The sequence below is a fragment of the Burkholderia sp. 4M9327F10 genome (assembly GCF_005503145.1).
Classification (GTDB): domain Bacteria; phylum Pseudomonadota; class Gammaproteobacteria; order Burkholderiales; family Burkholderiaceae; genus Paraburkholderia.
Window position 1 is genome coordinate 1 of record NZ_SCNV01000060.1, and the last position, 25,298, is coordinate 25,298.

Below are 25,298 nucleotides of genomic sequence, written 5' to 3' on the forward strand. Positions count from 1 at the left end.
GGTATGCTGTGAACGCCCCCGCCCCCGCATCTGCACCGGCAGCGGTACAGGCACAGGCACAGGCACAGGCACAGGCACAGGCATAGCAGTGGTAGCTTATTTGCTAAGTAGTTGGGGCGCGCGTGGGTTTCCCATGCAAACCCATCCGCGACGCACGAAGTGCGGAGTGGGGTGGATGAGTGCTGTGTCACGAACGGGGGAAAAGCGAGGGCAGGTCTTGTCTTGGGCCGTTTCCGGTGGCAGACCTAGATGGCTCACTACGGGCTAGCGGTTGCAGCCCGCTTTCTTTGCTTACTTTCTTTGCGGCGGCAAAGAAAGTAAGTGCCGCCCCGCACAGGGGCAACGCCAATAGACCAAAAACAAAGCAAGGAAAGGCCAACACCGCAAGAACAACAACCAAAATCAAAGCGCCGCAGGCAAAACCAAAAACCCCCGTGTAAGGCAAAAAAACCATCATTCTTTATGAATAATCCACTCATGCGCCGGATCATTCTTAAAATGCCAAACCCTCTGCTTCCCAGCCATAACATTCAGGTAGTACGAATCATACCCATAGGGCACAACAACAGGATGATACCCACGAGGAACCATAACAACATCATGATCCTCAACAGCCATGGACTCATCGATATCCCGCGAATCGGTATACACGCGCTGAAAAGCAAACCCCTGCGCCGGATCAAGCCGATGATAATAAGTCTCCTCGAGCGAGCTCTCGAGCGGCACATTATCAGTGTCATGCTTATGCGGCGGATAGCTTGAAGCATGCCCGCCAGGCGTGCGAACCTCAACAACCAGCAACGACTCCGCAGCCTCAGTCTGCGGCAAGATATCGCATACATACCGCGTGTTGAGCCCCTTGCCCCGCGTGGAACGCTTCATCTGCGATGGCTCGATCAGCCGTGCCGCAAACTCACCCTTGGCAGGCGCACTCGCCACCCCCACCTCCGCGTCGCGCAGCGCCCGCACCGTGGCCCGCACGCCGGGCGGCAAATACACCGCATAGGGCGCGGCATCCTCAAACACGCTGTCGCGTGAGCCGAGACTGCTCCATTTCTGATCCGCGGTCTCGACATCCACCGCGCCCGCCAGCACCACAATACACACCTCGCGCGTCGGCTCGAACACATGCACGACCTCGCTCGTGTTCAACCGGTACGCCGCAAAACCCACATAGCGCCATGACGCCGTCTCCGGCGTTACCCGCGCGATCGTTTGGCCCTCGCGCTGTGCCTTCACCAGCAAACTCATGCTGCCTCCTTCGTGCTGGACTCGCCCGCATCGAGCGGCGCATCCACCAGCGAACGCAATGTCCGGTATCCTTTCTCCGCATACGCATACGACGCCGCAATCACCGGGTCCTGTTCCGCTTCCACCACCAGCCAGCCGCGATAGCCGTGCCGCTTCAGGCGCCCGATAATCGCTGGGAAATCCACCGCGCCGTCACCCGGAACCGTGAACGCGCCGTTGATCACCGAATCCAGAAAACTCCAGTTGCGGTTGCGCGCCAGTTTCGTCACCGCCGGGCGCACGTCCTTGCAATGCACGTGGCACACCCGCCCGATATGCTTGTCGAGCACTGTCACCGGATCGCCGCCGGCAAACGTAATGTGCCCCGCGTCGAACAGCAGGCCAACGGCCTCGCTCGTGCGTGCCATCAGGTTGTCGACGTCGGTGGGCGTTTCCACGTAAGCGCCCATATGGTGGTGGTACGCGAGACGCACGCCGCGGCTTAATGTATAGCGGGCGAATTCGTCCACGCGAGCGGCATAGGTGTCCCACTGCGCTTCGCTAAAGAAGCGCGGGCGCTGGTACAGCGGTTGCGGGGCGCCCTGGATCGAATCGGCCACCTCGCCGTACACCATCACCGTCGCCCCGTTACGCGACAGCAGTTCCAGGTGCGAGTCCACTGACGCAATCTCTTCTTCGACGCTGCGGTGCGCCAGCTTGCCCGAATACCAGCCGGAGACGAGCGCCAGGTCGTATTGTGCGAGCAGCGCTTTCAGGGCCTGTGGTTCGCGTGGAAACTTGTTGCCGAGCTCAAACCCGTCATAACCGATTGCACGTCCTTCGGTCAGCGCAACGTCGAGCGGCGTTTCGCCGCCCAGGGACGGCAAGTCGTCGTTCATCCACGACAGCGGGTTGATGCCAATACGTACTTCGAACTGAGTCATGCCAGTGTCCTCAATCGTTTTCGGTGTCGCCGGCGCCTTTGGTGCGCTCGGCAATCTGGGCTTCGTATTTCTCACGCGCCGCGCGCACGCTTTCGCGCTCCGACACTTCCGGCACGGCCACTTCCCACCACCAGCCGCCATCGTCGGTGGTGCGGGCGGCGTCGGTGTCGATGCTGATCAGGTACGTACGGTCGGCTGCGCGTGCGCGTTGCAACGCGGCTTCCAGTTCGGCAATGTTCGCCACGTGTTCCGCTTGTGCACCGAGCGAGCGTGCATGAGCGGCGAAATCGATCGGCGGTGCGCCGAGCGGACCCTGCTCGCAATCGTCGAACATATTGTTGAACGGTGCGCCGCCGCAGGCCTGTTGCAGGCGGTTGATACAGCCGTAGCCGCGATTGTCGAGCACGACGATGATCAGCTTGGCGCCGAGCATGACCGAGGTGGCAATCTCGCTGTTCATCATCAGATAGCTGCCGTCGCCGACCATCACAATGACGTCGCGCTCGGGGCGGGCCAGCTTCGCGCCGAGGCCGCCGGCGATCTCGTAACCCATGCAGGAATAGCCGTATTCGACGTGGTAGGCGCCGGGACGGCCCGCGCGCCATAGCTTGTGCAGTTCCGCGGGCAAGGTGCCGGCCGCGCATACGACGATATCGTCGGTGGCCGAGATCGCGCTCGAACGCTGCACGGCGCCGATCACGTCCGCGTCATACGGCAGGACGGACTCGTGTTGCGGGGCATGCGTGAGCATCCCCACCGCGTCGCGCCAGCCCGCTGCCAGCTTGCGTGCGCGGGCGGTCCACGCGGGATCGGCGTGCCAGCCGCCGAGCTGTGCGGCGAGCGCGTCGAGCGCAAGGCGCGCATCGGCCTCGACCACGAGTCCACGATGCTTGAGGCCATCGAACGCATTCGCGTTGATGCCAATCACGTCTGCTTGCGTAAACAACGTGTTCGAGCCGGTCGTGAAATCCTGCAGACGTGTGCCGATGGCGAGCACGCAATCGGCGTCGTGCGCGAGCGCGTTGGCTGCGGGCGAACCGGTCACGCCCAGTGCACCGGCGTTGAGCGGATCGTTCCATGGCAGCGTGCCTTTGCCTGCCTGGGTCTCCGCCACGGGGATGCCGTGCGCGGTGGCGAAGGCGTGCAGCGCCTGCGTAGCCTGCCCATACAGCACGCCGCCGCCGGCCACGATCAGCGGCCGGCTTGCGCGCCGCAAGCGTTCGAGTGCGGCGTCAATCTCTTCGGCAACCGGTGCGGGCGTATGGAAACCGACCACGCGCGGTTCGAAGAAGTCAGCCGGGAAATCCCATGCGGCGGCCTGCACATCCTGCGGCAGCGCCAGCGTAACCGGGCCGCACAAGGCGGCATCGGTCAGCACGCGCAGTGCGCGCGGCAGCGCGCTCAGCAATTGCGCGGGATGCACGATGCGGTCGAAGTAGCGCGAGACGGGCTTGAACGCGTCGTTGGCCGAGATGCCGCCGTCGTGAAAGTCCTCGACCTGCTGCAGCACCGGGTCCGGTGCGCGCGAGACGAAGGTGTCGCCGGGCAGCAGCAGGACCGGCAGACGGTTCACGTGGGCGAGCGCGGCGGCGGTGAGCAGATTGGTCGCGCCGGGGCCGATGGAGGTGGTGACCGCCATCATCCGGCGCCGGAAATGTGCCTTCGCATACGCAATCGCACTATGCGCCATCGCCTGCTCGTTGTGTGCACGCAGCGTCGGCAGCTCATGACGATGCTGGTACAGCGCTTCGCCAATCCCCGCGACGTTGCCATGCCCGAAGATCGCGAAGACGCCGCCGAACAGCGGCTCGGTGCCGTTTCCGTCCTCGGTCCTGACATGCTGCGCGGCGAGGTAGCGCACGAGCGCCTGCGCGGTGGTAAGCCGCAGCGTGCCCGGCGTCGGCGCAGGCGATGCAGTAGCGGGGGCATGATGAGTGGAGGCCGGATCGTGATGCAAGATGCGCTGGTTCATGCAGCCTGCTCCTGGTGAACGATGGGCGGCGTCGCGCCGCGCGCCGTGATGCTGCCTCGGGTGGCGCGCCATGCGGCGATCAGCGTTTCAAAGGTCTGACGTACCCGAGCGATCAGTTCGCCGTCGCCAATCGAGCCGGCGAGCCACGCCTGGCTCGGTTCATGGAAAATCGTGCGGCCCACCGTGAAACCCCGGCAGGTTGCCGATTGCGCTGCTGCACGAAAGCCTTCGCTCAGTTGTTCGACCGCCGCCGACAATCCGAGCAGCACCACACCACGGCAGTACGGATCGCGTTCGGCGATCAGCGCGTCGATGGCCTGCCACTGCGCGGCTTCCATCGGTTCGAGCTTCCACCACTCCGGGTAGATGCCAATGTTGTACAGGCGCTTCAAGGCGCGGTACACGGTGTCCGAGCCACCCGGCAGGTGCGCGTGCCTGGGCGGAATCACTTCGAGCAGCAGTTCATGACCGCTCGCCTGGGTTGCATCGTAGAGCGCGCGCAATTGCGCTTCCTGTTCGAGCCGCTGCTCGATAGCTTCGTCGGGGTGGTATTGCACAAGGCACTTCACGACATGTTCTTGCGGCCAACTGGTGAGCGTGGTGCCGATCGAGCGTCCGTGATCGAACACGAGCGGCACCGAGCCCGGCAGTTCCACCGGGCGGCCGAGCCACCAGCCGCGGCCGGTGGCGGCGTTTAGCGCGTCCTGGCCATAGCGGTCGTCGATCAGCACGCCGATACGCCCTTGCAAGCCGAGCGCGCTTTCGGTCTGCGCGACGGCCTCGACAAACAGGCTCTTCAACTGTGCAATGCGCGCTTCGTCCGCTCCTGTCTGCTGCGCCAGATCGAAGAACTGGTTGCGGTGATCGAAGGCGAAGCCGAGTACTTCACCCCATTGCTTGCGGGCAGGGGAGACGCGGTGCAGCCGCGCGAGCTTCGCATCGCGGTCGGGGCGGCGCATGCGCTGCGGGTCCGCTTTCGCTTCGGCGAGGAAATACTCCAGTTCGGCCGGCGTCGGCATTGCCGGGGCGCAGCCGTGGCGCGACACGACCAGCGCGCCGCTCGCGTTCGCGGCCCGCGCGCACGCGTCGAGCGGCTGATCGCGCAGCCAGCCGGACAGGAAGCCGGAGGCAAACGCATCGCCCGCGCCGAGCACGTTCAACACTTCCACTTCAACGCCGCCGTGGATTGGCGCGTCGTCGAGCGAGGGCGGCACGTCGCCGTCGATGATCTGGCAGCCGAGCGGACCGCGCTTGACCACCAGCGTGGCCGGCGTCACGGCGCGCACCATCGCCAGCGCGTCGATCAGCTCGGTCTTGCCGCCGGCAATGCGGAACTCCTCCTCGGTGCCGATCACGAGATCCATCAAGGGCAGGATGCGCTGGATATGCGCCGTGACATCCTCGCTTGCGACGAAGCGGGTTTCGCCATCGGCCTTGCCGGTGAGACCCCACAGCACGGGACGGTAGTCGATATCGAGCACCGTGCGCACGCCATTGCGGCGCGCGTAATCGAGTGCGCGGCGGCTCGCGCGGTTCACCTGTTCGGTGGAGAAGTGCGTGCCGGTAATCAGCAATGCTTTCGATGAGGCGATGAACGCTTCGTCGAAATCCGCTTCGTCCACGGCCATGTCGGCGCAGTTTTCGCGGTAGAAAATCAGCGGGAAGGTATCGCGGTCCTTGAGGCCGAGCAGCACGAGCGCGGTCAGGCGCTCATGGTCGACGCGCACGTGGCTGACGTCGCAACCTTCCTTTGTGAGCGTTTCGGTGAGGAAGCGTCCCATATGGTCGTTGCCGACTCGCGCGAGCATGGCCGCGTCGAGTCCGAGCCGCGCACAGCCGAAGGCGATATTGGCCGACGAGCCGCCAAGGTACTTCGCAAAGCTCGACACGTCTTCGAGCCGCGCGCCGACCTGCTGGGCGTAGAGATCGACCGCCAGCCGGCCGAGGCAGATAATGTCGCGGCTGCGGCCCGGAGCAAAGCGGCTGCCCGTGGAAGACGTGGATGTGCTGGTGAGAGCCATGAAATGTCCTGTATGTCCTGGTGCCTGACTGACGCGCCGGGGCGCGGTGCAAGTCAGATCGTCGCGCCTTCGAGTTCGCCGATCATCTTCTGCATTTCGGCGCCGCCGGCCATCATGTCGAGCACTTCGTCCTTGGTAATGGTGTCCTTGGTGAAGGTGCCGAGCGATTTGCCGCGATTGAGCAGCGTGAACGAATCGCCGATCGGATAGGCGTGGTGCACGTTGTGCGTGATGAAGATCACGGAGATGCCTTTGGCCCGCGCCGTATGGATCAGCTTGAGTACGTTAAAGCTCTGCTTGACGCCGAGCGCCGCTGTTGGCTCGTCGAGAATCAGCACGCGTGCGCCGAAGTGAATCGCCCGTGCAATCGCGAGGCACTGCTTCTCGCCGCCCGACATGGTGCCGATCGGCTGATGCGGGTCGCGCACGTTGATGCCCATTTCCGCGAGCTTGTCGCGTGAGGCGGTCGCGCAATGGTCGAGGTCCATCACATTGATGAAGCCAAACAGCTTTTTCTGCGGCTCGCGTCCCATGAAGAAATTACGCGCCACCGAAAGCAGCGGCACCAGCGCGAGATCCTGATAGACGGTGGCAATGCCGAGATCGAGCGCGTCCTTGGGCGACGTGAAGCGCACGGGCTTGCCGTCGACGAGGTAGGCGCCTTCGCTTGGCTGGTGCACACCGGCCAGCGTCTTGATGAGGGTGGATTTGCCTGCACCGTTATCGCCGAGCAGGCAATGCACTTCACCGCGTTTGAGACGCAGCGTGATGTCCTTCAGCGCGATGACGTTGCCGAAATAGCGGCTGACGTTTTCAAGCGACAGAATGTAATCGCCGGAGGCTGCCTGGACGGCGTCCTCTGCGGTGTGGTTCGTGGTGGTGTTCATCATGACCTCCCCGATTAGCGCGATGCCGCAACGCGGCTGCGCACGTAGTGGTTAAAGAGCACCGCGAACAGCAGCATCGCGCCGAGGAAGACGCGGAACCAGTCCGAATCGATATTCGTATAGGTGATGCCGATCTGCACGACGCCGAAGATCAGCGCGCCGAAGGAGGCGCCCACCACCGAACCGTAGCCGCCGGTCAGCAAGGTGCCGCCGATCACCGCGGCAATGATGGCTTCGAATTCCGCCTGCAGGCCGCGGTCGGCCGCGGCCGAGCCAATGTCGCAGACCTGCAGCACGGAATAGAGGCAGGAGCAGAACGCAGTCAATACGAACAGTGAGATCTTCACGCGGCGCACCGGCACGCCGACATTCTTCGCGGCATTGGCGTCGCCGCCCACAGCAAAGATCCAGTTGCCGAATTGCGTCTTGGCGAGGGTGAACGCGCAGACGGCGGCCAGCGCGAACCACCACAGGATGACTTTCGGAATTCCCGGCACGAGCGGCAAGCCGTTGTCGAGCAGCTTGACGACGCCGATATGGCCGAGCCACAGAAACAGGCCCTTGAACGCGACGCCCTGGAACAGCGCGTGAGCCAGCCAGCTTTGCGCGGCAACGTCGCCGACACCGGAGATGATGGTGCGGTCGGCGAACATCACCGAGAGCGCGAGCGTGAGGCCGCGCAGGATAAACAGGAAGGCCAGCGTGACGATGAACGAGGGCAGCCGGGTGCGCATCACGAGGTAGCCGTTCAGCGCGCCGAGCAGCATCGAACCGGCAAAGGCAAACAGGATCGACAGCGCAATCGGCCAGTGAAAGTACATGGTCGGCAGCGCGACCATCATGCCGGAGAAGCCGATCATCGAGCCGATCGACAGGTCGAACTCACCGGCGATCATCAGCAGGCACGCGCCCACTGCGATGATCCCAAGATACGCGGCAACCTGCGACCAGTTCATCACGCCGTCGAGGTTGAACATGCCGGAGCTGCCGGCTGCGAACCCGAACACGAGGAACACCATGACGGTGCCGGCCAGAGCGGCGAATTCCGGGCGGCTCAGCAGATGCTTGAACCACGATTCGCGGCGCACGCGCTCGTCAGCGACAGCAGCGCTGCCGGTTTCCTGTTCGGAACGGGGATGTTTGGCGTGGAAAGGGTTGGCGACGCCCATTGAAACTCTCCTTGATGCGCCGGTGCGGCGCGCCGTGACGGCGCTTCGCTGACAGGCGCTTGATGCAGGTGAAGTGCAAGTGAAACCTTGCGAAGGGAAGCGGGGGCGGCCGGGCCAGTGGCGGCTGGCCGCATCCGCTCCCTTCATGTCTGCCGGGACGGTTCTCGCATGCCCGGATTCAATCCAGCATTGCTTAGCGGTACTGACCTGCGTACTTGATCACCTTGTCGATATTCTCCTTGGTAATGAAGCCCGGACCGGAGCCGATATTGCGCGGGCCGTAGGAGGGAGCGAGCCCGTAGGTGGACAGACGCGCCTGGAACTTGGGGTTGGCCTGCAGGATCTGGCGGATCTTCACCGGGTCGGTGGTGTGATCGTGCTTCACGATGGCCAGCACGGCGACGGCGATATAGCCCTGCAGATACGGCTGCTGGTCGATGGCGAACTGAATCGTGCCGTCCTTGATGGCCTTGGCAATGTCGTCGTCAAAGTCGAAGGTCGCGAACCAGATCTTGCCGGCGAGGCCCATCTGCTGCAGCGCCTTGATGGTCGGCGCCGCCGAGAGCGGGCCGAGGGCCAGCACGCCGCCGGTGTCCGGGTGATTGCGCAGGTATGCGCTGACTTTCGACTGGATGCCGGTCGGGTCTGTGCCTGCGTCGAGTGTGGAGGTCTTGAAGTCGACGCCGAGCGCGTCGGCAAAACCGCGGCAGCGTTCGAACGAGGCCGGGTTGGTGGCGTAGTGGTTCACGCACAGGAACGATTTGACGCCGGCGGCCTTGGCCTTTTCGCCCGCGGCCTTGCCGGCTGTGTATTCCGGCTGGCCGATGTGCATGATCGCGCCCAGATCGGCGCTCTGCTGCTCGGTGCCGGAGTTGATCGTCACCAACGGAATGTGCTTCTCGGTGACCTTGCCGATCGAGCCCTTCAGCACGTCGTAGTCGGCAATGGTGACGATTACGCCGTCGTAGTTGCGCGCCGCAGCCTGTTCGATCAGGCGGGCCATGTCGGCGATGTCGCCGTTGGGGGGATTGCGGTAGTCGGTCTCGACGTTGAAGTCTTCGTCGGCCTGTTTGATGGCGTTCTTGATGGTGTTCCACCAGGAATCGGAATCCGGTGCGTGGCTGATCAACACGAAGTGCGCATCGGCCGCACGGGCCGCGCTCGTGGCGGCCAAACCCGCCGTCAGTGCTAGTGCCGCTACCAGAACTCGCAGCGTTGCCTTGCCATTGCAAAGTCTCATTGTCTCCACCTTTCTCGGTCTTCGTTATTGAAGGGAGCGTCTGGCGTGTCCGATACCTGCGAGCCCTCTAAGCGCTGACACGCGTGCTCGCAACACCATCGCTCAGGACCAAGATTAGGCCATCTTCGAGCGTGTTGCAATGAAAATTTCATGACAAAGAAAAATGGAAAATATGTTCCATTTGATGGTGCGCCTGCCTATAATCGGCAACGTCAGCGCGGCGCACAGAGCCTTTGTGGAGGCGGTTTTGCAGCGCAATAAAGCAGCAGAGGAAGAACCATGGCGGAAGACAGCACAGAAGAATTGCCAAGCGTCGAAGATTTGATGCAACGCATCGCAGAAAATTACGAGTCGTTGCCGCGTCAGTTGAAGAACGTCGCGACCTATATCGAGCAGCATCGTTCGAGTGTGATGGTGGATCGCACCAGCGATATTGCCGCGAGTTGCGGCGTGCATCCGTCGGCGGTCGTGCGCTTTGCGCAGCGTTTCGGCTTCTCGGGATTCTCCGACCTGCAGGCGGTGTTTCGTCAGGCGTATACGGGCCAGGGCACGTCGTCGCCGAGCTATCAGCAGCGCATCCGCAAGCTGATCGACGAAAAACCGGGGGCGTTGTCGGGCGGCGCGGTGGCGCGCGAGTTCGTCGCCGCATGCCGGGGCGGTCTCGATGAACTCGAAGCAGGCCTGAACGACGCGGACTTCGACGCCGCCGTGAAGATGCTGCAGCAGGCCGACAACATCTATGTAATCGGCGTGCGGCGTTCGTTTCCGGTGGCGAGCTATATCGTCTACGCACTGCAGCACACGCCCAAGCGCGTGCATCTGGTGTCCGGCTTCGGCGGCATGTACCGCGAGCAGATTCGCAGCGTCAGGAAGGGCGACGTGGTGATCGCCATCAGCTTTGCGCCCTATGGCAAGGAGACGCAGTACTGCCTGCGCGTGGCGCACCACCATCAGGCGAAAACGCTGGTGATTACCGACAGCCAGTTGTCGCCGCTCGCACGCTACGCCACCACGCAACTGTATGTGAAGGAGGGGAGCGCGTTCGCGTTCCGCTCGCTCACCAGCACGATCTGCCTGTGCCAGGCGCTGTTCATCGCGCTCGCGTACAAGCTCGAATTGAACGTAGAAGAATCGAAAGACACTGGAGGATACGATGACTGATGTGGCAGGCGGCAAGACAATCGACGTAGCCGTGTTCGGTGCGGGGCGCATCGGCCGGATTCATGCGGCCAATCTCGCGCGGCAACCGGGCGTGCGGCTCAAGTATGTGGTGGACGTGAACAGGGAGGCGGCGGCATCGCTTGCGGCTTTGCACGGGGCACAGGTGGCGGATATTGACGGCGCCATGGGCGATGCCTCGATCGGCGCGACCGTGATCTGTTCGAGCACGGATACACACGCGGACCTGATCCAGCAATCGGCCGCGCAGAAGAAGCACGTGTTCTGCGAAAAGCCCGTGGACCTCACGCTCGAACGCGCACGGGCCTGCGCAGAGGCTGTGGAACGCGCGGGTGTGGTGTGCATGATCGGCTTTCAGCGCCGCTTCGATCCGACCTTTGCCGCGTTGAAGGCGCGCATCGACGCGGGCGAGATCGGCACGCCGGAAATGCTGATCGTCACGAGCCGCGATCCGGGCGCGCCGCCGGTCGAGTACATCAAGCATTCGGGCGGTATTTTCAAGGACATGCTGATCCACGACTTCGATATCTTCCGCTGGATTCTCGACGACGAAGCCGAGACGCTGCATGCCACCGGCAGTTGCCTTACCGATCCCGCGATTGCCGAGGCCGGCGACATCGATTCGACCGCCGTGACGATCCGTACGAAGAGCGGGCGCCTGTGCCAGATCAACACGGCGCGGCGCGCAGCCTACGGCTACGATCAGCGCTTCGAGGTGCTCGGCAGCACCGGCATGCTGCAGGCCGGCAACGTGCGTCCTACCGAGGTGGTGGCGTATTCGAAGACGGAAGTGTCGAGCGATGTGCCCGAGGCGTTTTTCCTCGAGCGTTACCGTGCTGCGTACGCCGCGGAAATCGCGCATTTCTTCGAAGCGGTCACCCATGGCCGGCCGGTTCGCACCACGGTCGCGGACGGGTTGAAGGCGCTCGAATTGGCAGAGGCCGCCACGCGCTCATGGCGTGAAGGGCGGCCGGTGCGGCTCGGGGAGGGCGCGTGATGAGCACGGCCTCTACCAGCCGCAAACCGGTGCGGGTAGGCGTGGTCGGCTTGGGACGCCTCGGCAGGCGTCACGCGGAGAATCTGGCGTATCGCGTGCCGGGTGCAGCGCTCGTGGCGGCCTGCAGTCCGCTTGAGGAGGAGCTTGCATGGGCCGGCGACGCTTTGCCGGCACCGCGTTTGTACAAGGACTACGCCGCACTGCTCGAAGACCGTGAGGTCGACGCGGTGTGGCTCGTCACACCCTCGGCGTTGCACGCGCAACAGATTGTCGACGCACTGCGCGCCGGCAAGCATGTGTTCTGCGAGAAGCCGCTCTCGCTCGATCTCGCGGAGTGCGAGCGCGTGCTGGCCGAAGCCGAACAGCGCCCGCATCTGCAGGCGACCATCGGTTTCATGCGCCGTTTCGATCCGAGCTATCGCGATGCGTTCGAGAAGATCGAGGCGGGCGTGATTGGCCGGCCGTTCCTCGTGCGTTCGCAAACCACCGACAAGAACGACCCCGACGGTTTCTTCGTGCGTTTCGCGCCGACCTCGGGCGGGATCTTTCTCGACTGCACGGTGCACGACATCGACGTGGCGCGCTGGCTGCTCGGCAAGCCGCGCGCCAAACGCGTGTTTGCCAGCGGCACGGTTGCGCTGCATGAAGGACTGCGCGAATTCGGCGACGTCGATAACGGCGTGGCGATCTGCGAGTTCGAGGACGGACGCCTTGCGATGTTCTACGCCTCGCGCACCATGGCGCACGGTAACGACACCGGCAGCGAAGTGATCGGCACGGCGGGCTCACTGGCGATCGGCCACAACCCGCGTTTGAACCGCGTCGAGATTACGGACGCGAGCGGCATTCGCAACGAATGCACGCCGACCTTCTTCGACCGCTTCGAAGACGCGTTTCTGTACGAAGCGCGGGCGTTCGTGGCGGCGGTGCAGGGCGGGGCGCCGGCAGGCGCGACGCTGGCCGACGCACTGGAGGCGACGCGCATCGGCAGCGCGCTGCGGCAGTCGCTGCAGACCGGGCAGGCAGTCACGCTATAAGGGGCGCGAAGGGACTTCTGTGATGACCGTCATATCCGCGCCGCACCGGGCGAGGATATGACGGCTGCGGTAGAATTTGGCCCTCTGTCCGGCGTCGTTCGCGGCGCCTCATCCCGAAGGTCATCGTCGATGCAAATTCAGGTTCACAAGGAAGTCGATGCGCGTGGGCTGAACTGTCCGCTCCCCATTTTGCGCGCCAAGAAGGCACTCGCCGACATGGAAAGCGGCCAGGTTCTCAAGGTGCTCGCCACCGATCCTGGCTCGCAGCGTGATTTCGCCGCGTTCGCCAAGCAGACGGGCAATGAAATCGTCGAGGTGTCGATGCAGGACAAGGTGTTCGTGTTTCTGATGCGGCGCCGCTAAGCCGTGAGACCGCGCCCTGAACTGTCCAGCACCGTGTTCAGTTCGTCCAAGGTATAGGGTTTGCGTAGCGCCTTCCAGTGAAACGTCAGCGCCGGCACAGCGGGCATCTCGTTGCCCGAAGCGAAGATCACACGCAAGGTCGGCCGTAACTGCAGCGCCCTTTCTGCGAGTTCGATGCCCGACTTGCCCGGAATCGCGAGATCGGCGAGCAGGACGTCGAACGTGCGGCTTTCAAGCAGGCACAGCGCCTCGTCCGGAGAGCCGGTGATCACCGGAACATGGCCGAGCATCTTCAGCAATTCGCTGGTGGCTTCCAGCAAGGCAAGATCGTCGTCGACCACCAGCACTCTCAAACCTGACATACCTGCGTTGAGCGTAGGGTGCGTGGCGTCGCCGCCGCTGTCTGCGCCTTCCTTATGCAGCATCTGGCGGATCTTGTAGGCGAGTTGCTCGCGGCTGTATGGCTTGCTCAGCAGCTCGACGCCTGGGTCCAGACGTCCGCCGTGGACGATTGCATTCTGCGCGTAACCCGAGGTAAACAGCACCTTCACGTGTGGCAGCAGCCGTACCGCCTGGGCGGCCATCTCGGGACTGCGTGGCAAGCCGGGCATCACGACGTCGGTGAAGAGCAGGTCGATGTGGACGCCGCTGCGGATCACCATCAGCGCCTGCTCGGTGCTGTCCGCCCTCAGTACGCTGTAGCCGAGGCCCGACAGCATGTCGACCACCGTCGATTGCACCTTGGGATCGTCTTCCACCACGAGGATCGTTTCGGTTCCGCCCCGAAGCTTCACGCTCGGCCGCGGCGGGGGCTCGACCGCGGTTTCGGTCGAACGCGGCAGGTAGACCCTGATCGTGGTGCCGTGCCCCACCTCACTGTAGATGCGGGCGTGTCCGCCGCTCTGCCGGACGAAACCGTATGCCGTGCTTAAACCCAGGCCGGTCCCCTGGCCCTCGGGCTTCGTGGTAAAAAATGGCTCAAACGCCTGTTCGACCACATCGGGTGGCATACCTGTCCCGGTGTCGGTCACGGCCAGCATGACGTACTGGCCCGCCGTCACGTCGGGCAGCGCGGCCACGTAATCGGTGTCGAGCATCGCGTTGGACAGTTCGATGGTCAGCTTGCCGCCGTCCGGCATCGCGTCGCGCGCGTTGATCGCCAGATTCAGGATCACGTTCTCAAGCTGATGGATGTCCACAAACGTGTTCCACAGACCGCCCGCCACCACGGTTTCCACGCCGATCGTTTCACCTAGCGCGCGCCGCAGCAGGTCGTCCATGCCGTGAATCGCGGTACCGAGGTTGATCACAACCGGTTGCAGGGGCTGCTGGCGGCCGAAGGCGAGCAGTTGCGATGCAAGCTTGGCGCCGCGCTCCACGGCGTCGACGGCCTTGTCCAGCCGCTCGCGTGTCCAGGCGTCGCCGGAGTGGCGCCTCTCCAGCAGTTCGAGGTTGCCGCGCAATACCTGCAGGACGTTGTTGAAGTCGTGCGCGACCCCACCCGTCAGCTTGCCGATTGCCTCCATCTTCTGCGACTGGAACAAGGCCTTCTTTGCATCCTCAAGCAGCCTGTTCGCTTCCATCCGCTCGGTGATGTCGCGCGTGATCTTGGCGAATCCGGCCAGCGTGCCATCGTCCTCGCGGATCGCGTCGATCACGACATGCGCCCAAAAACGCGTACCGTCCTTTCTGACCCGCCATCCTTCCGCTTCAAAGCGCCCATCCCTCGCCGCTGCATCCAGCCCGCGCTGCGGCAGGCCCGCCGCGGCGTCCTCGGGCATGTAAAAGCGCGAGAAGTGCGAGCCGATTATTTCGTTTGCCGTGTAGCCTTTGATGCGCCGTGCACCGGAGTTCCAGTTCGTGACCACCCCTTCCGGCGAGAGCATGAAGATTGCGTAATCGGTGACACCATGAACCAGCATGCGAAAGCGGCGCTCGCTTTCGAGCACCGCGTCGTGGGCGGCCTTTTTGTCCGTGATGTCGCGCACGATCTTCACGAAGCCCGCAAGCTGCCCATCTCTGGAGTGCAAGGCGGTCGTGACGACGCTGGCCCAGAACGCTTTACCGTCCTTGCGGATGCGCCACCCTTCGGTGTTGTGACTGCCTGCACGCCGGGCGATATCGAGGCCGGCTGCCGGCAGGCCTTCCCGGCGCTCCTCGTCGGTATAGAGGACGTCCAGCGGCTGGCCGATGATCTCGTCCGGCTGGTATCCGTGCATCGCTGTCCCGCCCGGATTCCAGGTCAGAATCCGGCCGTCCGCTGAAACCACGAAAATCGAGTAGTCGGAGACAGATGCAACCCAATTGTCGGTCCAATGCTGGACGTTATCGATTGACTGCCGCTCGTTCGGCATATCGGGCTCCCGATTTCACCGTCTTCTGAGTTCTTCAGTTTGCAAGCCTGGGCTGCGACGGGCGCGCCGCGCAGGAACGCTCGCGCGTGCTTCGCCCGCAGCAAAACAAAAAGGCGCCGTGCCCGGCATGCAGGGCAACAGCGCCTTTCTCGGTTCTACTGCGCGCTTTCCCGCACCTTCGCCGAGCGTCTACTTCGGACTGCCTAGCCTTCCAGCACCGGCGAACGCGTGCGCAGGTACTCCTGGAAGTCCGCGGCCACTTCGGGGTGGCGCAGCGCAAACTCCACGGTTGCCTTCAGGTAACCGAGCTTGCTGCCGCAGTCGAAACGCGTGCCGTGATATTTGTATGCCAGCACCTGTTCGTCGGCGAGCAGCGACTGGATCGCGTCGGTCAGCTGCAGTTCGCCGCCGGCGCCCGGCTTCAGCGCGCGCAGATGTTCGAAAATCCGCGGCTTGAGCACGTAGCGGCCGACCACGCCCAGGTTCGACGGCGCCACTTCCGGCGCCGGCTTCTCGACGATGCCCGACATCTTGATGATGGAATCTTCCCATTCCTTGCCGTCGACAATCCCGTAGGACTTCGTTTCCGACGGCGGGATCTCTTCGACGCCGATCACCGAGCTGTGATAGTGATCGAATACCTCGATCATCTGCGCCATTACAGGCGGCGTGCCATACAGCAGGTCGTCCGCGAGGATCACGGCAAACGGGTTGTCGCCCACCAGCTTTTCGGCGCACATCACGGCGTGACCGAGGCCGAGCGCCTCGGGCTGGCGCACGTAGAAGCAGTCGACATGGCTCGGCTTGATGCTGCGCACCAGATCCAGCAGCTTGTCTTTGCCGCGCGCTTCGAGTTCAGCCTCGATTTCGTACGATTTGTCGAAGTGATCCTCGATCGCCCGCTTGCTGCGGCCCGTGACGAAGATCATTTCAGTGATGCCGGCCGCCATCGCCTCTTCGACCGCGTACTGGATCAGCGGCTTGTCGACGATGGGCAGCATTTCCTTCGGGCTCGCCTTGGTGGCGGGGAGGAACCGGGTGCCGAGGCCTGCTACCGGAAAGACCGCTTTTGTAACTTTTAGCATGTTGTTTACCCCTGAATCCTCTAGTGGCTACGCCGGTGCGCAAGCACAGGCGTGGAGCATCAATCAGGCCGGCAGGCGCGCAAGTTGCGCGTTCAGCTTGCCGATAGTCGTTTCGTATTCTGCCAGCCTTTTCTGCTCCTGCTCAACGACCGCGGGCGGAGCTTTGGCAACGAAGCTCTCATTTTGCAGCTTGGCGTTGCATTTCGATACCTCTGCGACCAATCTTGCGATCTCTTTTGACAAACGCTCGCGTTCGGCGGCGACATCGATCTCGACCTTCAGCACCAGCTTGTCATTGCCTACGATAGCAATTGGCGCGCCATGTGCCTGGGCGTCGAGGGTGGCCTCGTCGGCGATGATCTGCACTTCGGACAAACGCGCCAGCGCCTGGGCATACGGCGCGAACGTGCGCAGCCGCTCGGCGTTGCCGGTGGCGAGCAGCGGCACCTTGGTGGCCGGCGACAGGTTCATTTCTCCACGCAGGTTGCGGCAGGCGTCGATCACGGCTTTCAGGTCGGCTACCCACTGCTCGGCGGCCTCGTCGAGCTTGCTGAGATCGGCCGCCGGATACGCCTGCACCATGATGGAGGCTTCGCCTTCGGCCTTGCCCTGCGGGTAACGGTCGGCAAGCGGCGCCACCTTTTGCCAGAGCGCCTCGGTGATGAAAGGAATCACCGGATGTGCGAGGCGCAGGACCGTCTCGAGCACGCGCAACAGGGTGCGGCGGGTGGCGCGCTGCTGTTCCGGCGCACCGCTCTGGATCTGCACCTTGGCGAGTTCGAGATACCAGTCACAGTATTCGTCCCACACGAACTTGTATAGGGCGTTGGCCACATTGTCGAAACGGTAGTCGGCAAAGCCCTTGGCCACTTCGGCTTCGACGCGCTGCAGGTGCGAGACGATCCAGCGGTCGGCCTGCGAGAAGTCGAGATAGGCGCCCGGGCCGCAGTTGCCTTCGCCATTCGGGCCGCACGCATCGGCGGGCTTGCCGAAACCGCAGTCATGGCCTTCGCAGTTCATCAGCACGAAGCGGGTGGCGTTCCACAGCTTGTTGCAGAAGTTGCGGTAGCCCTCGCAGCGTGCAAGGTCGAAGTTGACGTTGCGGCCGAGCGTGGCCATCGACGCCATGGTGAAGCGCAGCGCGTCGGTGCCGAACGCGGGGATGCCGTCCGGGAATTCCTTGCGGGTCTTTTTCTCGATCGACGCCGCCTGCTTCGGGTTCATCAGGCCGGTGGTGCGCTTGGCGACCAGCGAGTCGAGGTCGATGCCGTCGACGATATCGATCGGATCGAGCGTGTTGCCCTTGCTCTTCGACATCTTCTGGCCTTCGGCATCGCGCACCAGACCGTGCACATAGACGGTGTCGAACGGCACCTTGCCGGTGAAGTGGGTGGTCATCATGACCATCCGCGCGACCCAGAAGAAGATGATGTCAAAGCCGGTGACGAGCACGGAGGAGGGCAGGAAGGCTTCCAGTTCCTTCGTTTCGTTCGGCCAGCCGAGCGACGAGAACGGCACCAGCGCCGACGAGAACCACGTGTCGAGCACGTCTTCGTCGCGCTTCAGGGCGCCCGTGTAGCCCTTGGCCACGGCTTGCGCGCGGGCTTCTTCTTCCGATTTGGCGACGAAGATTTCGCCGTTTTCGCCATACCAGGCGGGAATCTGATGGCCCCACCAGAGCTGGCGCGAAATACACCAGTCCTGGATGTTTTCGAGCCATTGGTAATACGTGGTGGTCCAGTTCTCCGGCACGAACCTGATCTGGCCATTGCGGACCACGTCGAGCGCGGCTTCGGCGATCGATTTGCCCGGGTTATAGGTGCCTTCCGGAGCCGGCTTGCTCATGGCGACGAACCACTGGTCGGTGAGCATGGGTTCGAGCACGACGCCGGTGCGGTCGCCGCGCGGCACCATCAGCTTGTGCGGCTTGACGGATTCGAGCAGGCCGATGGCTTCGAGATCGGCCACAACCTGCTTGCGTGCTTCGAAGCGATCGAGACCGCGGTATTTTTCGGGCGCGTTGTGGTTGATCTTCGCTTCGAGCGTGAGGATTTCGATTTGCGGCAGCTTGTGGCGCTGACCGACCTGATAGTCGTTGAAATCGTGCGCCGGCGTGACCTTGACGACGCCGGTGCCGAATTCACGGTCCACGTAATCGTCGGCGATGATGGGGATTTCGCGGTCGGTGAGCGGCAGCTTGACGGTCTTGCCGATCAGGCCGGCGTAGCGCTCGTCTTCCGGATGAACCATCACGGCGACGTCGCCGAGCATGGTTTCCGGACGGGTGGTGGCAACCGTCAGATGGCCCGAGCCGTCGGCAAGCGGGTACTGGATGTGCCACAGATGGCCGTTCTCTTCTTCGCTGGCGACTTCGAGATCGGAGACGGCGGTCATGAGGACCGGATCCCAGTTGACGAGGCGCTTGCCGCGATAGATCAGGCCCTGTTCATACAGACGGACGAACACATCGCGCACGGCGGCGGACATCTTGTCGTCCATGGTGAAGTATTCGCGCGACCAGTCGATGGAGGCGCCCAGACGGCGGACCTGGCTGGTGATGGTCGAACCGGATTGCTGCTTCCACTCCCAGACGCGTTCGACGAACTTTTCGCGGCCGAGGTCATGGCGCGAGACACCCTGGGCGTCCAGTTGGCGTTCGACGACGATCTGGGTGGCGATACCCGCGTGATCGGTGCCGGGCACCCAGAGGGTGTTCTGGCCGAGCATGCGATGGTAGCGGGTGAGGCCGTCCATGATCGTCTGGTTGAAGGCGTGGCCCATGTGGAGGGTGCCTGTGACGTTCGGCGGCGGGAGCTGGATGGAGAAGTTTTTCGCGTTTTCCGCGAACGCCGGCGCGGCGTAGGCGCGTTTTTCCCACTCCGGGCCCCATTGGGCTTCGATGGTGTGGGGTTCGAAACTCTTGGCAAGCGTGCTGTCGCTCATTGTTCGTGGTCTGCTGGGAAGCGGTGGAATCCTTGATTATAAAGGGTGCGGCCTGTCGGGAGGTTGGCCTGCGGCGCCTTGCTCTTTTGGTTGTTGTTCCTGGGGTGTTGGCCTTTCCTGGTTTTGTTCATCGACGTCGAGCGACTCCTCGATGAACGCGGTGCGAACCGGGTACGCGAAGCCGTTGACGAAGCCGGTACGGCGGCGGTTGAGGGTTTTCCACGCTTCAAGCCAGCCCACATCGCGCGGGCCTTTGGGGGGCAGGTACAGCACTGAAGCGCCCTGATTTACCGGCATGTTAGTCAAATTTTGCTGCCTGTGAAATTTTGTGAGAATCACTTACCGGCAACGATCCTGACCTTTTTAATACTTGTCTGACTGCGTTTCGGGCCAAACGGGACGAGTATCAGAAGGATTAGGGGCGCGCCTTGCTGGCACCCCTGAGATATTCACCTGCGTTGGTTGGGTGCTCTTTTCCCTCAGGAGGGCTATCAATGTCGAATCAGCAGAAACACCAAGGCGTGCTGTACCGCTTCGTAACCGTCGGATCGCGCATCGGGCGCGGGGGACAAGTGTCTTCGCGGCACGCGGGAACACTCTCGGGCCTGGAACCGGCATGTGTAGCTGATACGGTGACTTACAGCGATGGAGCCGAAGTTGTGATTATGGACGGTGCTGGGGATGCTGACCGGAACGGTAACCCGATCACATGCCAATAGCGGAGCACCCATGCGAATCCCTATCGTATGTCATGGTGACGAGACGACTACACGCGGAAAGGTTGTTGCCTTCAGTGCGACCGTGCACGACCACGGCCGGAAGATCGCGCTTTATGACGATGAGGCAACGTGCGGTAACTGCGAAGGCTTGTGGAAAATTTTCGGCACTGGTGAAGGTGTGCGCGAAAAAGGACGTGTTGCCGTTGTCGACGGCGATCATGTTCTTTGCCCTTGTGGCCAGAACCGCGTTATCGCGAACGCCGATGCAGGAATGTTTATTCATCGCGACACTGGTGCGGCCAGTACCAGGGCGCATGATCCGGCGAGCGCCGCGCGCACAAACGGGATTGCCGGTCACTGGATTGGCTTCAGGTTGACCGAACCGGGGAGCTGCGAGGGTTTGCAGTGCGTAGCGCATTTCACCGATGGGAGCGAGGCGAACGGAACACTCGACGCGAACAACACCGTTCGATTCCAGCGCGCCAGCAATGGAAATGCTTGCGTCCGCATCGAACTATTGACCGGCGGCGACCCGGCCGTTTCAGGCTCCATAACAGACTGTATTCTTTCGTTAATCGCGAGGTAGGCATGTCAGAAGTTCAAGCCACACAGTCTATTGTTCATGAAGGCCCGTTCCACACCCGGCAGGAGCATTCGTTGCCGAGCAACCTGTTGCGAGACGCGCGCGATTCGCTCGAAGCGGCAGGTGCGAAATTTTCGGCTGACGCGATAAGCGACGAAAGAATCCGCGGCCGTTATGCAGCGGGAATTCAGCGGGTTAGCCAGCTTGCGCAATCCGAAGTCGATTCGGGAAACATGACGGCTTATGAAGGTGCGAAATATTGCAACCAGCTTAGAAACCAGATTCTCATAGAGACCCGCAAGGTAACATCATCGTGGAATCGCGCGAGAGCCGAAAAGAAGAAGCCAGTTGGCCCAACCATTGAGGAATCACTCGATAAATATTCGTATCGGATTTTCAAAAAACCTTATTCGGCTCTTTCTGGTATGGAGAGAGAAAGGGCAAGTTACGCGGTGATTGCGTCGGCGGGGAGAAATGATAGCCAGATAACGGCAGGCACCAAGGTAATGAAAAATGCCGCTAGAGGTGCGATCCTGCTTACGGCCGGTCTTGCTGCTTACGCGATCCTGAGTGCCGATGATAAAATCAGGGAAACGGCGCGGCAGGGAACCGTAATACAGGGCGGAGTGCTAGGGGGTTATCTTGCAGGCCTTGGAACAACCTTTCTTTGTGGACCCGGTGCCCCACTTTGCGCTCTTGCCGTCGCAATTATGGGAACAACCGCAGGAGCGATGGTGACGGAATACGGCTTCGATGCCTATAAAATCGAAATACAGGAGCTTCAAAAATGGGGGATTCAATAACCGGAGAGGACCGTGAGTTTGTGTGGATTTTCCTCGCAGATGCTTTTGCCGGAATTGAATTGCAAGGGGATGGAATAGCGAAGCTAAAAAAATTCCCTATTGAAGAAATCAGAAGGATTTTTTTTGACGAAATTTCTGTGGCTTGTGCATTTAACCTGTATATAACGACACCGGAAATGGATGGTTTCGATCCAAGGTGGGTAAAGGCGGAAATTTCACGTATTCTCTCTGAGAGAGACGCGTCCATCTTCGGCAGGATTTCGTATCAGTCGCGGGCACTGGTCTGCAAGTGCATTTCGCGGGATGTCTGGAAAGACGTAAAGAAGTCCCTTGGAACGTGAGTGTTGAGTTGTGGTTTCGTAGCTCCGCTTCGGCGGGGCTTTTCATTGTGCGCCTCATTGCACAGCGGCGCCACGCGTGTCCGAAGGGGCCGAGTATCTTTCGGCCCTGCTGGCGATTGCCGCCCACCGTCTTGGGCTTGTCCCAGCGGTAATAGTATCTGACGGTGTCGGTAGGGCTGACCTTTACGCAGAAGCCGCGCAGGCAACCAACCCAAGCCGCCTGCAAGGCAAAACACCCCCCGAACCTTATAATAACGAACGACCCGCCGCCGACCCCCTTGGAAAATGCCCGAACTCCTCACCAACCTGAACCCTGAACAACACGCAGCGGTCACGCTGCCAAACGAACCGGCACTGATTCTGGCCGGCGCGGGCAGCGGCAAAACCCGCGTTCTGATTACCCGCATCGCCTGGCTCATCCAGCAAGGCCTGGCATCGCCGGCAACCATCCTCGCGGTGACCTTCACCAACAAGGCCGCCCGCGAAATGATGGCGCGCCTGCAAGCCCTGCTGCCCATCGACACCCGCGGCATGTGGATCGGCACGTTCCACGGCCTCTGCAACCGCATGCTGCGCGCCCATCATCGCGATGCCGCCTTGCCCGCCACCTTCCAGATCCTCGATACCGCCGACCAGTTGTCCGCGATCAAGCGTCTGATGAAGGGCCTGAACATCGACGACGAGAAGTACCCGGCGAAAAATCTCCAGTACTTCATCAACAACGCCAAAGAGCAGGGTCTGCGCCCCAAAGACGTCGACGCCACCGATAACTTCAACCGCAAGTTCGTCGAGCTCTACGAGGCCTACGAGCAGCAGTGCCAGCGCGAAGGCGTGGTGGATTTCCCCGAACTGCTGCTGCGCTGCTATGAACTGCTTGCGCACAATCCGCCGCTGCGCGCGCACTATCAGGCGCGTTTCCGCCATATCCTCGTCGACGAGTTCCAGGATACCAACAAGCTCCAGTATGCGTGGCTCAAGCTGCTCGCCGGACAGACCAACTCGATCTTCGCGGTCGGCGACGACGATCAGTCCATTTACGCGTTTCGCGGCGCGAACGTCGGCAACATGCGCGACTTCGAGAACGAGTTCAATGTCCGCCATCTGATCAAGCTCGAACAGAACTACCGCTCGCACGGCCATATCCTCGATGCGGCCAATCAGTTGATCGCCAACAACTCGCGGCGTCTGGGCAAAAACCTGCGCACCGACGCGGGTCACGGTGAACCGGTGCGCGTCTACGAAGCCGCCACCGACTCGCAGGAAGCCGGCTGGATCGTCGAGGAAATCAAGGCGCTGATCAGCACCGGCACCTCGCGCAGCGAAGTCGCCGTGCTGTACCGGAGCAACGCGCAGTCGCGCACCATCGAACACACGCTGGTCAATGCCGGCATTGCCTACCGCGTGTATGGCGGTCTGCGCTTCTTCGAGCGTCAGGAAATCAAGCACGCGCTCGCCTATCTGCGCCTGATCGATAACCCGAATGACGACACCGCGTTCGCCCGCGTCGTCAACTTTCCGACGCGCGGCATCGGCGCGCGCTCGATCGAGCAACTCGCGGACGCGGCGCGTCTCTACAACTGCTCGATGGCGGCTGCGATTCCTTATGTCGCCGGCAAGGCAGGGTCGAGTCTCGCCGGCTTCGCCAATCTGATCGGCAAGATGCGCGCGGAAACTCAGCAGATGAGCCTGCCGGAAACCGTCGAATACGTGGTGCGCACGAGCGGTCTCGCGGAGTTTTATCAGACCGAACGCGAGGGCCAGGACCGCCTCGAAAACTTGCAGGAACTGGTCAACGCGGCAGCGGCCTTCGTCAGCGAAGAAGGCTACGGGCTCGACACACCGGCGCGCTCCATTCCGCTGCGCCCGGGTGCGACCGCCGCGCCTGAACTGGCGGCGGAAACCGACGATCCGAACGTCGTCGTCCTCGATGCGCCGGATCTCACCGACCCGGCGCAGAACCCCGACACCATGACGCCGCTGGCCGGCTTCCTGTCGCACGCCTCGCTCGAAGCCGGCGACAACCAGGCGCAGGCTGGCCAGGAAGCCGTGCAGTTGATGACGGTCCACGCGGCGAAGGGACTCGAATTTACCGCGGTGTTTATCACGGGTCTCGAAGAAGGCCTGTTCCCGCACGAGAACAGCGCGATGGAAACCGACGGGCTCGAAGAAGAGCGTCGTCTGATGTACGTCGCCATTACGCGCGCCAAGGAGCGCCTGTACCTCTCATTCGCGCAGAGCCGGATGCTGCACGGCCAGACCCGTTACAACATCCGTTCGCGCTTTTTCGACGAACTGCCGCAGGAAACGCTCAAGTGGCTCACGCCCAAGGTCGAGGCGGGCGCTCGCTGGGGCGGCCGCTCCGACAACGCCGGCTATGGCCGCGACTGGTTCGCGCGGCCGGGCTACACCGGCCCGTCGTCATCGACCTCGGCGCCGCTGCCGGCTTTCGCCAACGAACAGCGTGCAGCCGAAAGCGGTTTCCGGGTCGGCCAGCAGGTGTTTCACACCAAGTTCGGCGAAGGCACGATTACCGCGCTCGAAGGCGGCGGCGCCGACGCGAAGGCGCAGGTCAAGTTCAAACGGCACGGCGAGAAGTGGCTGGCGCTCGCGGTCGCCAAACTGCAGGCGGTCGAATGAGCACAGTGCAAACCGGAGCTGCGGGCGCCCGTCGTCCGCTTGGAGTGATGGCGGCATTGCCGCAGGAACTCGGTGATCTGCTCGAGGCGATGCGCGCCGAATCCGAGGTGCGCACGCTTACGCACGGCCGGCGTGACTATCACGTCGGCACGGTCCATGGCGCGCCTTGTGTCGTCACGCTTGGGCGCATCGGCAAGGTGGCCGCGGCAGCGACGGTCAGCGCGCTGATTCACGTGTTCGATGTCGAGGCGGTGGTGTTTACCGGCGTCGCGGGCGGAGTCGGGCGCGAAGTACGGATCGGCGATGTGGTCGTGGCCGATACCTTGACGCAGCACGATCTCGACGCGTCGCCGCTGTTTCCGCGTTTCGAAGTGCCGTTGCTCGGCGTGGCGCGCTTCGCTGCGGATCGGGTGCTGGCCGATCAACTCGCGGCGGCGGTGGAGCAGTTCGTGGCGCAGGAGGGGCCGGCTCTGGCGGCGCGCTTTGGTACGCAACTGCCGCAGGTGCACCGTGGGCTCATCATCAGCGGCGACCAGTTCGTCGCCAGTGCGGCGGCGGTCGAAGCGCTGCGCGAGGCCTTGCCCGATGCGCTCGCGGTCGAGATGGAAGGCGCGGCGATTGCGCAGGTCTGCCATGAGTACGGCGTGCCGTGCGCGGTCGTGCGCACGGTGTCCGATACCGCGGATGCGCATGCACCGGCGTCGTTCAAGTCGTTCTTGACCGAGATCGCCGGGACTTATTCGAACGGTATTTTGAAGCGGTTTCTGCAGGCACGCGCCTGAGCGCGCGGGGCG

Annotated in this window: 22 protein-coding genes; 10 read left to right on the top strand and 12 right to left on the bottom strand. The window is 62.6% G+C overall.

The window, feature by feature from the left end; all coding sequences use genetic code 11:
• Positions 1–187: 187 nt before the first annotated feature.
• From FFS45_RS42170 to FFS45_RS34050, 8 genes are all read right to left on the bottom strand, one after another.
• Positions 188–457 carry a hypothetical protein gene (locus FFS45_RS42170; RefSeq protein WP_212745786.1) on the bottom strand — a complete coding sequence of 90 codons (270 nt, stop codon included), beginning with the start codon at positions 455–457 and terminating at the stop codon, positions 188–190.
• On the bottom strand, positions 454–1,251 hold the full coding sequence (iolB, locus tag FFS45_RS34020) for a 5-deoxy-glucuronate isomerase (protein ID WP_137959023.1): 798 nt from the start codon (positions 1,249–1,251) through the stop codon (positions 454–456). Before iolB ends, FFS45_RS42170 begins: the two co-directional genes overlap by 4 nt.
• Positions 1,248–2,174 (bottom strand): myo-inosose-2 dehydratase, encoded by a 927-nt coding sequence (gene iolE / locus FFS45_RS34025; protein WP_137959024.1) that lies wholly within the window; start codon positions 2,172–2,174, stop codon positions 1,248–1,250. The genes iolB and iolE overlap by 4 nt, the downstream gene beginning before the upstream one ends.
• Before the next feature lie 10 nt (positions 2,175–2,184).
• Positions 2,185–4,146, bottom strand: a complete 1,962-nt coding sequence (gene iolD, locus FFS45_RS34030) for a 3D-(3,5/4)-trihydroxycyclohexane-1,2-dione acylhydrolase (decyclizing) (protein ID WP_137959025.1) — start codon at positions 4,144–4,146, stop codon at positions 2,185–2,187.
• Positions 4,143–6,167: a 5-dehydro-2-deoxygluconokinase gene (gene iolC, locus FFS45_RS34035; protein WP_137959026.1), complete on the bottom strand. Its 2,025-nt coding sequence runs from the start codon at positions 6,165–6,167 to the stop codon at positions 4,143–4,145. The genes iolD and iolC overlap by 4 nt, the downstream gene beginning before the upstream one ends.
• A gap of 53 nt (positions 6,168–6,220) precedes the next feature.
• Positions 6,221–7,054: an ATP-binding cassette domain-containing protein gene (locus FFS45_RS34040; protein WP_137959057.1), complete on the bottom strand. Its 834-nt coding sequence runs from the start codon at positions 7,052–7,054 to the stop codon at positions 6,221–6,223.
• 14 nt (positions 7,055–7,068) lie between these two features.
• Positions 7,069–8,223, bottom strand: a complete 1,155-nt coding sequence (locus FFS45_RS34045) for an ABC transporter permease (RefSeq protein WP_137959027.1) — start codon at positions 8,221–8,223, stop codon at positions 7,069–7,071.
• Between the two features lie 193 nt (positions 8,224–8,416).
• Positions 8,417–9,463: a sugar ABC transporter substrate-binding protein gene (locus FFS45_RS34050; protein ID WP_137959028.1), complete on the bottom strand. Its 1,047-nt coding sequence runs from the start codon at positions 9,461–9,463 to the stop codon at positions 8,417–8,419.
• 163 nt (positions 9,464–9,626) lie between these two features.
• Here FFS45_RS34050 and FFS45_RS41950 point away from each other — a divergent pair, with 163 nt between their 5' ends.
• The 5 genes from FFS45_RS41950 to FFS45_RS34070 all read left to right on the top strand — a co-directional run bounded on the left by FFS45_RS41950 (position 9,627) and on the right by FFS45_RS34070 (position 13,039).
• Positions 9,627–9,788, top strand: coding sequence for a hypothetical protein (locus FFS45_RS41950; protein ID WP_171029829.1), 162 nt, complete (start codon positions 9,627–9,629; stop codon positions 9,786–9,788).
• A complete protein-coding gene (locus tag FFS45_RS34055) occupies positions 9,743–10,624 on the top strand; it encodes a MurR/RpiR family transcriptional regulator (RefSeq protein WP_137959029.1) in 882 nt (293 codons plus the stop codon). Before FFS45_RS41950 ends, FFS45_RS34055 begins: the two co-directional genes overlap by 46 nt.
• A complete protein-coding gene (gene iolG / locus FFS45_RS34060) occupies positions 10,617–11,639 on the top strand; it encodes an inositol 2-dehydrogenase (protein ID WP_137959030.1) in 1,023 nt (340 codons plus the stop codon). Before FFS45_RS34055 ends, iolG begins: the two co-directional genes overlap by 8 nt.
• The gene (locus tag FFS45_RS34065; RefSeq protein ID WP_137959031.1) at positions 11,639–12,676 is read left to right on the top strand and encodes a Gfo/Idh/MocA family oxidoreductase; all 1,038 of its coding nucleotides are present in this window, start codon (positions 11,639–11,641) and stop codon (positions 12,674–12,676) included. The genes iolG and FFS45_RS34065 overlap by 1 nt, the downstream gene beginning before the upstream one ends.
• A 135-nt stretch (positions 12,677–12,811) precedes the next feature.
• On the top strand, positions 12,812–13,039 hold the full coding sequence (locus FFS45_RS34070) for a sulfurtransferase TusA family protein (RefSeq protein WP_137959058.1): 228 nt from the start codon (positions 12,812–12,814) through the stop codon (positions 13,037–13,039).
• On the opposite strand, the gene FFS45_RS34075 is transcribed toward FFS45_RS34070, so the two are convergent.
• From FFS45_RS34075 to FFS45_RS34090, 4 genes are all read right to left on the bottom strand, one after another.
• A complete protein-coding gene (locus tag FFS45_RS34075; protein WP_137959032.1) occupies positions 13,036–15,393 on the bottom strand; it encodes a PAS domain S-box protein in 2,358 nt (785 codons plus the stop codon). The genes FFS45_RS34070 and FFS45_RS34075 overlap by 4 nt on opposite strands.
• Positions 15,394–15,596: 203 nt before the next feature.
• Positions 15,597–16,478, bottom strand: coding sequence for a UTP--glucose-1-phosphate uridylyltransferase GalU (gene galU, locus FFS45_RS34080; RefSeq protein ID WP_137959033.1), 882 nt, complete (start codon positions 16,476–16,478; stop codon positions 15,597–15,599).
• A 63-nt stretch (positions 16,479–16,541) separates the two neighbouring features.
• Positions 16,542–19,421: a valine--tRNA ligase gene (locus FFS45_RS34085; protein WP_137959034.1), complete on the bottom strand. Its 2,880-nt coding sequence runs from the start codon at positions 19,419–19,421 to the stop codon at positions 16,542–16,544.
• Between the two features lie 36 nt (positions 19,422–19,457).
• Positions 19,458–19,760: a hypothetical protein gene (locus FFS45_RS34090; protein ID WP_137959035.1), complete on the bottom strand. Its 303-nt coding sequence runs from the start codon at positions 19,758–19,760 to the stop codon at positions 19,458–19,460.
• Positions 19,761–20,150: 390 nt separating this feature from the next.
• On the opposite strand from FFS45_RS34090, the gene FFS45_RS34095 reads away from it, so the two are divergent.
• The 5 genes from FFS45_RS34095 (at position 20,151) to FFS45_RS34115 (ending at position 25,286) form a co-directional block, all read left to right on the top strand.
• On the top strand, positions 20,151–20,726 hold the full coding sequence (locus tag FFS45_RS34095; protein ID WP_137959036.1) for a PAAR domain-containing protein: 576 nt from the start codon (positions 20,151–20,153) through the stop codon (positions 20,724–20,726).
• Between the two features lie 2 nt (positions 20,727–20,728).
• The gene (locus FFS45_RS34100) at positions 20,729–21,526 is read left to right on the top strand and encodes a hypothetical protein (protein WP_137959037.1); all 798 of its coding nucleotides are present in this window, start codon (positions 20,729–20,731) and stop codon (positions 21,524–21,526) included.
• Positions 21,511–21,867 carry a hypothetical protein gene (locus FFS45_RS34105; RefSeq protein WP_137959038.1) on the top strand — a complete coding sequence of 119 codons (357 nt, stop codon included), beginning with the start codon at positions 21,511–21,513 and terminating at the stop codon, positions 21,865–21,867. Before FFS45_RS34100 ends, FFS45_RS34105 begins: the two co-directional genes overlap by 16 nt.
• 285 nt (positions 21,868–22,152) lie before the next feature.
• The gene (locus FFS45_RS34110; RefSeq protein ID WP_137959039.1) at positions 22,153–24,504 is read left to right on the top strand and encodes a UvrD-helicase domain-containing protein; all 2,352 of its coding nucleotides are present in this window, start codon (positions 22,153–22,155) and stop codon (positions 24,502–24,504) included.
• A complete protein-coding gene (locus FFS45_RS34115) occupies positions 24,501–25,286 on the top strand; it encodes a 5'-methylthioadenosine/adenosylhomocysteine nucleosidase (RefSeq protein WP_137959040.1) in 786 nt (261 codons plus the stop codon). Before FFS45_RS34110 ends, FFS45_RS34115 begins: the two co-directional genes overlap by 4 nt.
• The last annotated feature ends 12 nt before the right edge of the window (positions 25,287–25,298 follow it).

Coding starts and splice junctions, on each gene's coding strand:
- FFS45_RS42170 (WP_212745786.1), bottom strand. CDS start 457: ATGATGGTTTTTTTGCCTTACACGGGGGTTTTTGGTTTTGCCTGCGGC.
- FFS45_RS34085 (WP_137959034.1), bottom strand. CDS start 19,421: ATGAGCGACAGCACGCTTGCCAAGAGTTTCGAACCCCACACCATCGAA.
- iolB (WP_137959023.1), bottom strand. CDS start 1,251: ATGAGTTTGCTGGTGAAGGCACAGCGCGAGGGCCAAACGATCGCGCGG.
- FFS45_RS34075 (WP_137959032.1), bottom strand. CDS start 15,393: ATGCCGAACGAGCGGCAGTCAATCGATAACGTCCAGCATTGGACCGAC.
- FFS45_RS34105 (WP_137959038.1), top strand. CDS start 21,511: ATGGGGGATTCAATAACCGGAGAGGACCGTGAGTTTGTGTGGATTTTC.
- iolC (WP_137959026.1), bottom strand. CDS start 6,167: ATGGCTCTCACCAGCACATCCACGTCTTCCACGGGCAGCCGCTTTGCT.
- FFS45_RS34065 (WP_137959031.1), top strand. CDS start 11,639: ATGAGCACGGCCTCTACCAGCCGCAAACCGGTGCGGGTAGGCGTGGTC.
- FFS45_RS34040 (WP_137959057.1), bottom strand. CDS start 7,054: ATGAACACCACCACGAACCACACCGCAGAGGACGCCGTCCAGGCAGCC.
- iolE (WP_137959024.1), bottom strand. CDS start 2,174: ATGACTCAGTTCGAAGTACGTATTGGCATCAACCCGCTGTCGTGGATG.
- FFS45_RS34110 (WP_137959039.1), top strand. CDS start 22,153: ATGCCCGAACTCCTCACCAACCTGAACCCTGAACAACACGCAGCGGTC.
- iolG (WP_137959030.1), top strand. CDS start 10,617: ATGACTGATGTGGCAGGCGGCAAGACAATCGACGTAGCCGTGTTCGGT.
- FFS45_RS41950 (WP_171029829.1), top strand. CDS start 9,627: ATGGAAAATATGTTCCATTTGATGGTGCGCCTGCCTATAATCGGCAAC.
- FFS45_RS34095 (WP_137959036.1), top strand. CDS start 20,151: ATGCGAATCCCTATCGTATGTCATGGTGACGAGACGACTACACGCGGA.
- iolD (WP_137959025.1), bottom strand. CDS start 4,146: ATGAACCAGCGCATCTTGCATCACGATCCGGCCTCCACTCATCATGCC.
- FFS45_RS34100 (WP_137959037.1), top strand. CDS start 20,729: ATGTCAGAAGTTCAAGCCACACAGTCTATTGTTCATGAAGGCCCGTTC.
- FFS45_RS34115 (WP_137959040.1), top strand. CDS start 24,501: ATGAGCACAGTGCAAACCGGAGCTGCGGGCGCCCGTCGTCCGCTTGGA.
- FFS45_RS34050 (WP_137959028.1), bottom strand. CDS start 9,463: ATGAGACTTTGCAATGGCAAGGCAACGCTGCGAGTTCTGGTAGCGGCA.
- galU (WP_137959033.1), bottom strand. CDS start 16,478: ATGCTAAAAGTTACAAAAGCGGTCTTTCCGGTAGCAGGCCTCGGCACC.
- FFS45_RS34045 (WP_137959027.1), bottom strand. CDS start 8,223: ATGGGCGTCGCCAACCCTTTCCACGCCAAACATCCCCGTTCCGAACAG.
- FFS45_RS34055 (WP_137959029.1), top strand. CDS start 9,743: ATGGCGGAAGACAGCACAGAAGAATTGCCAAGCGTCGAAGATTTGATG.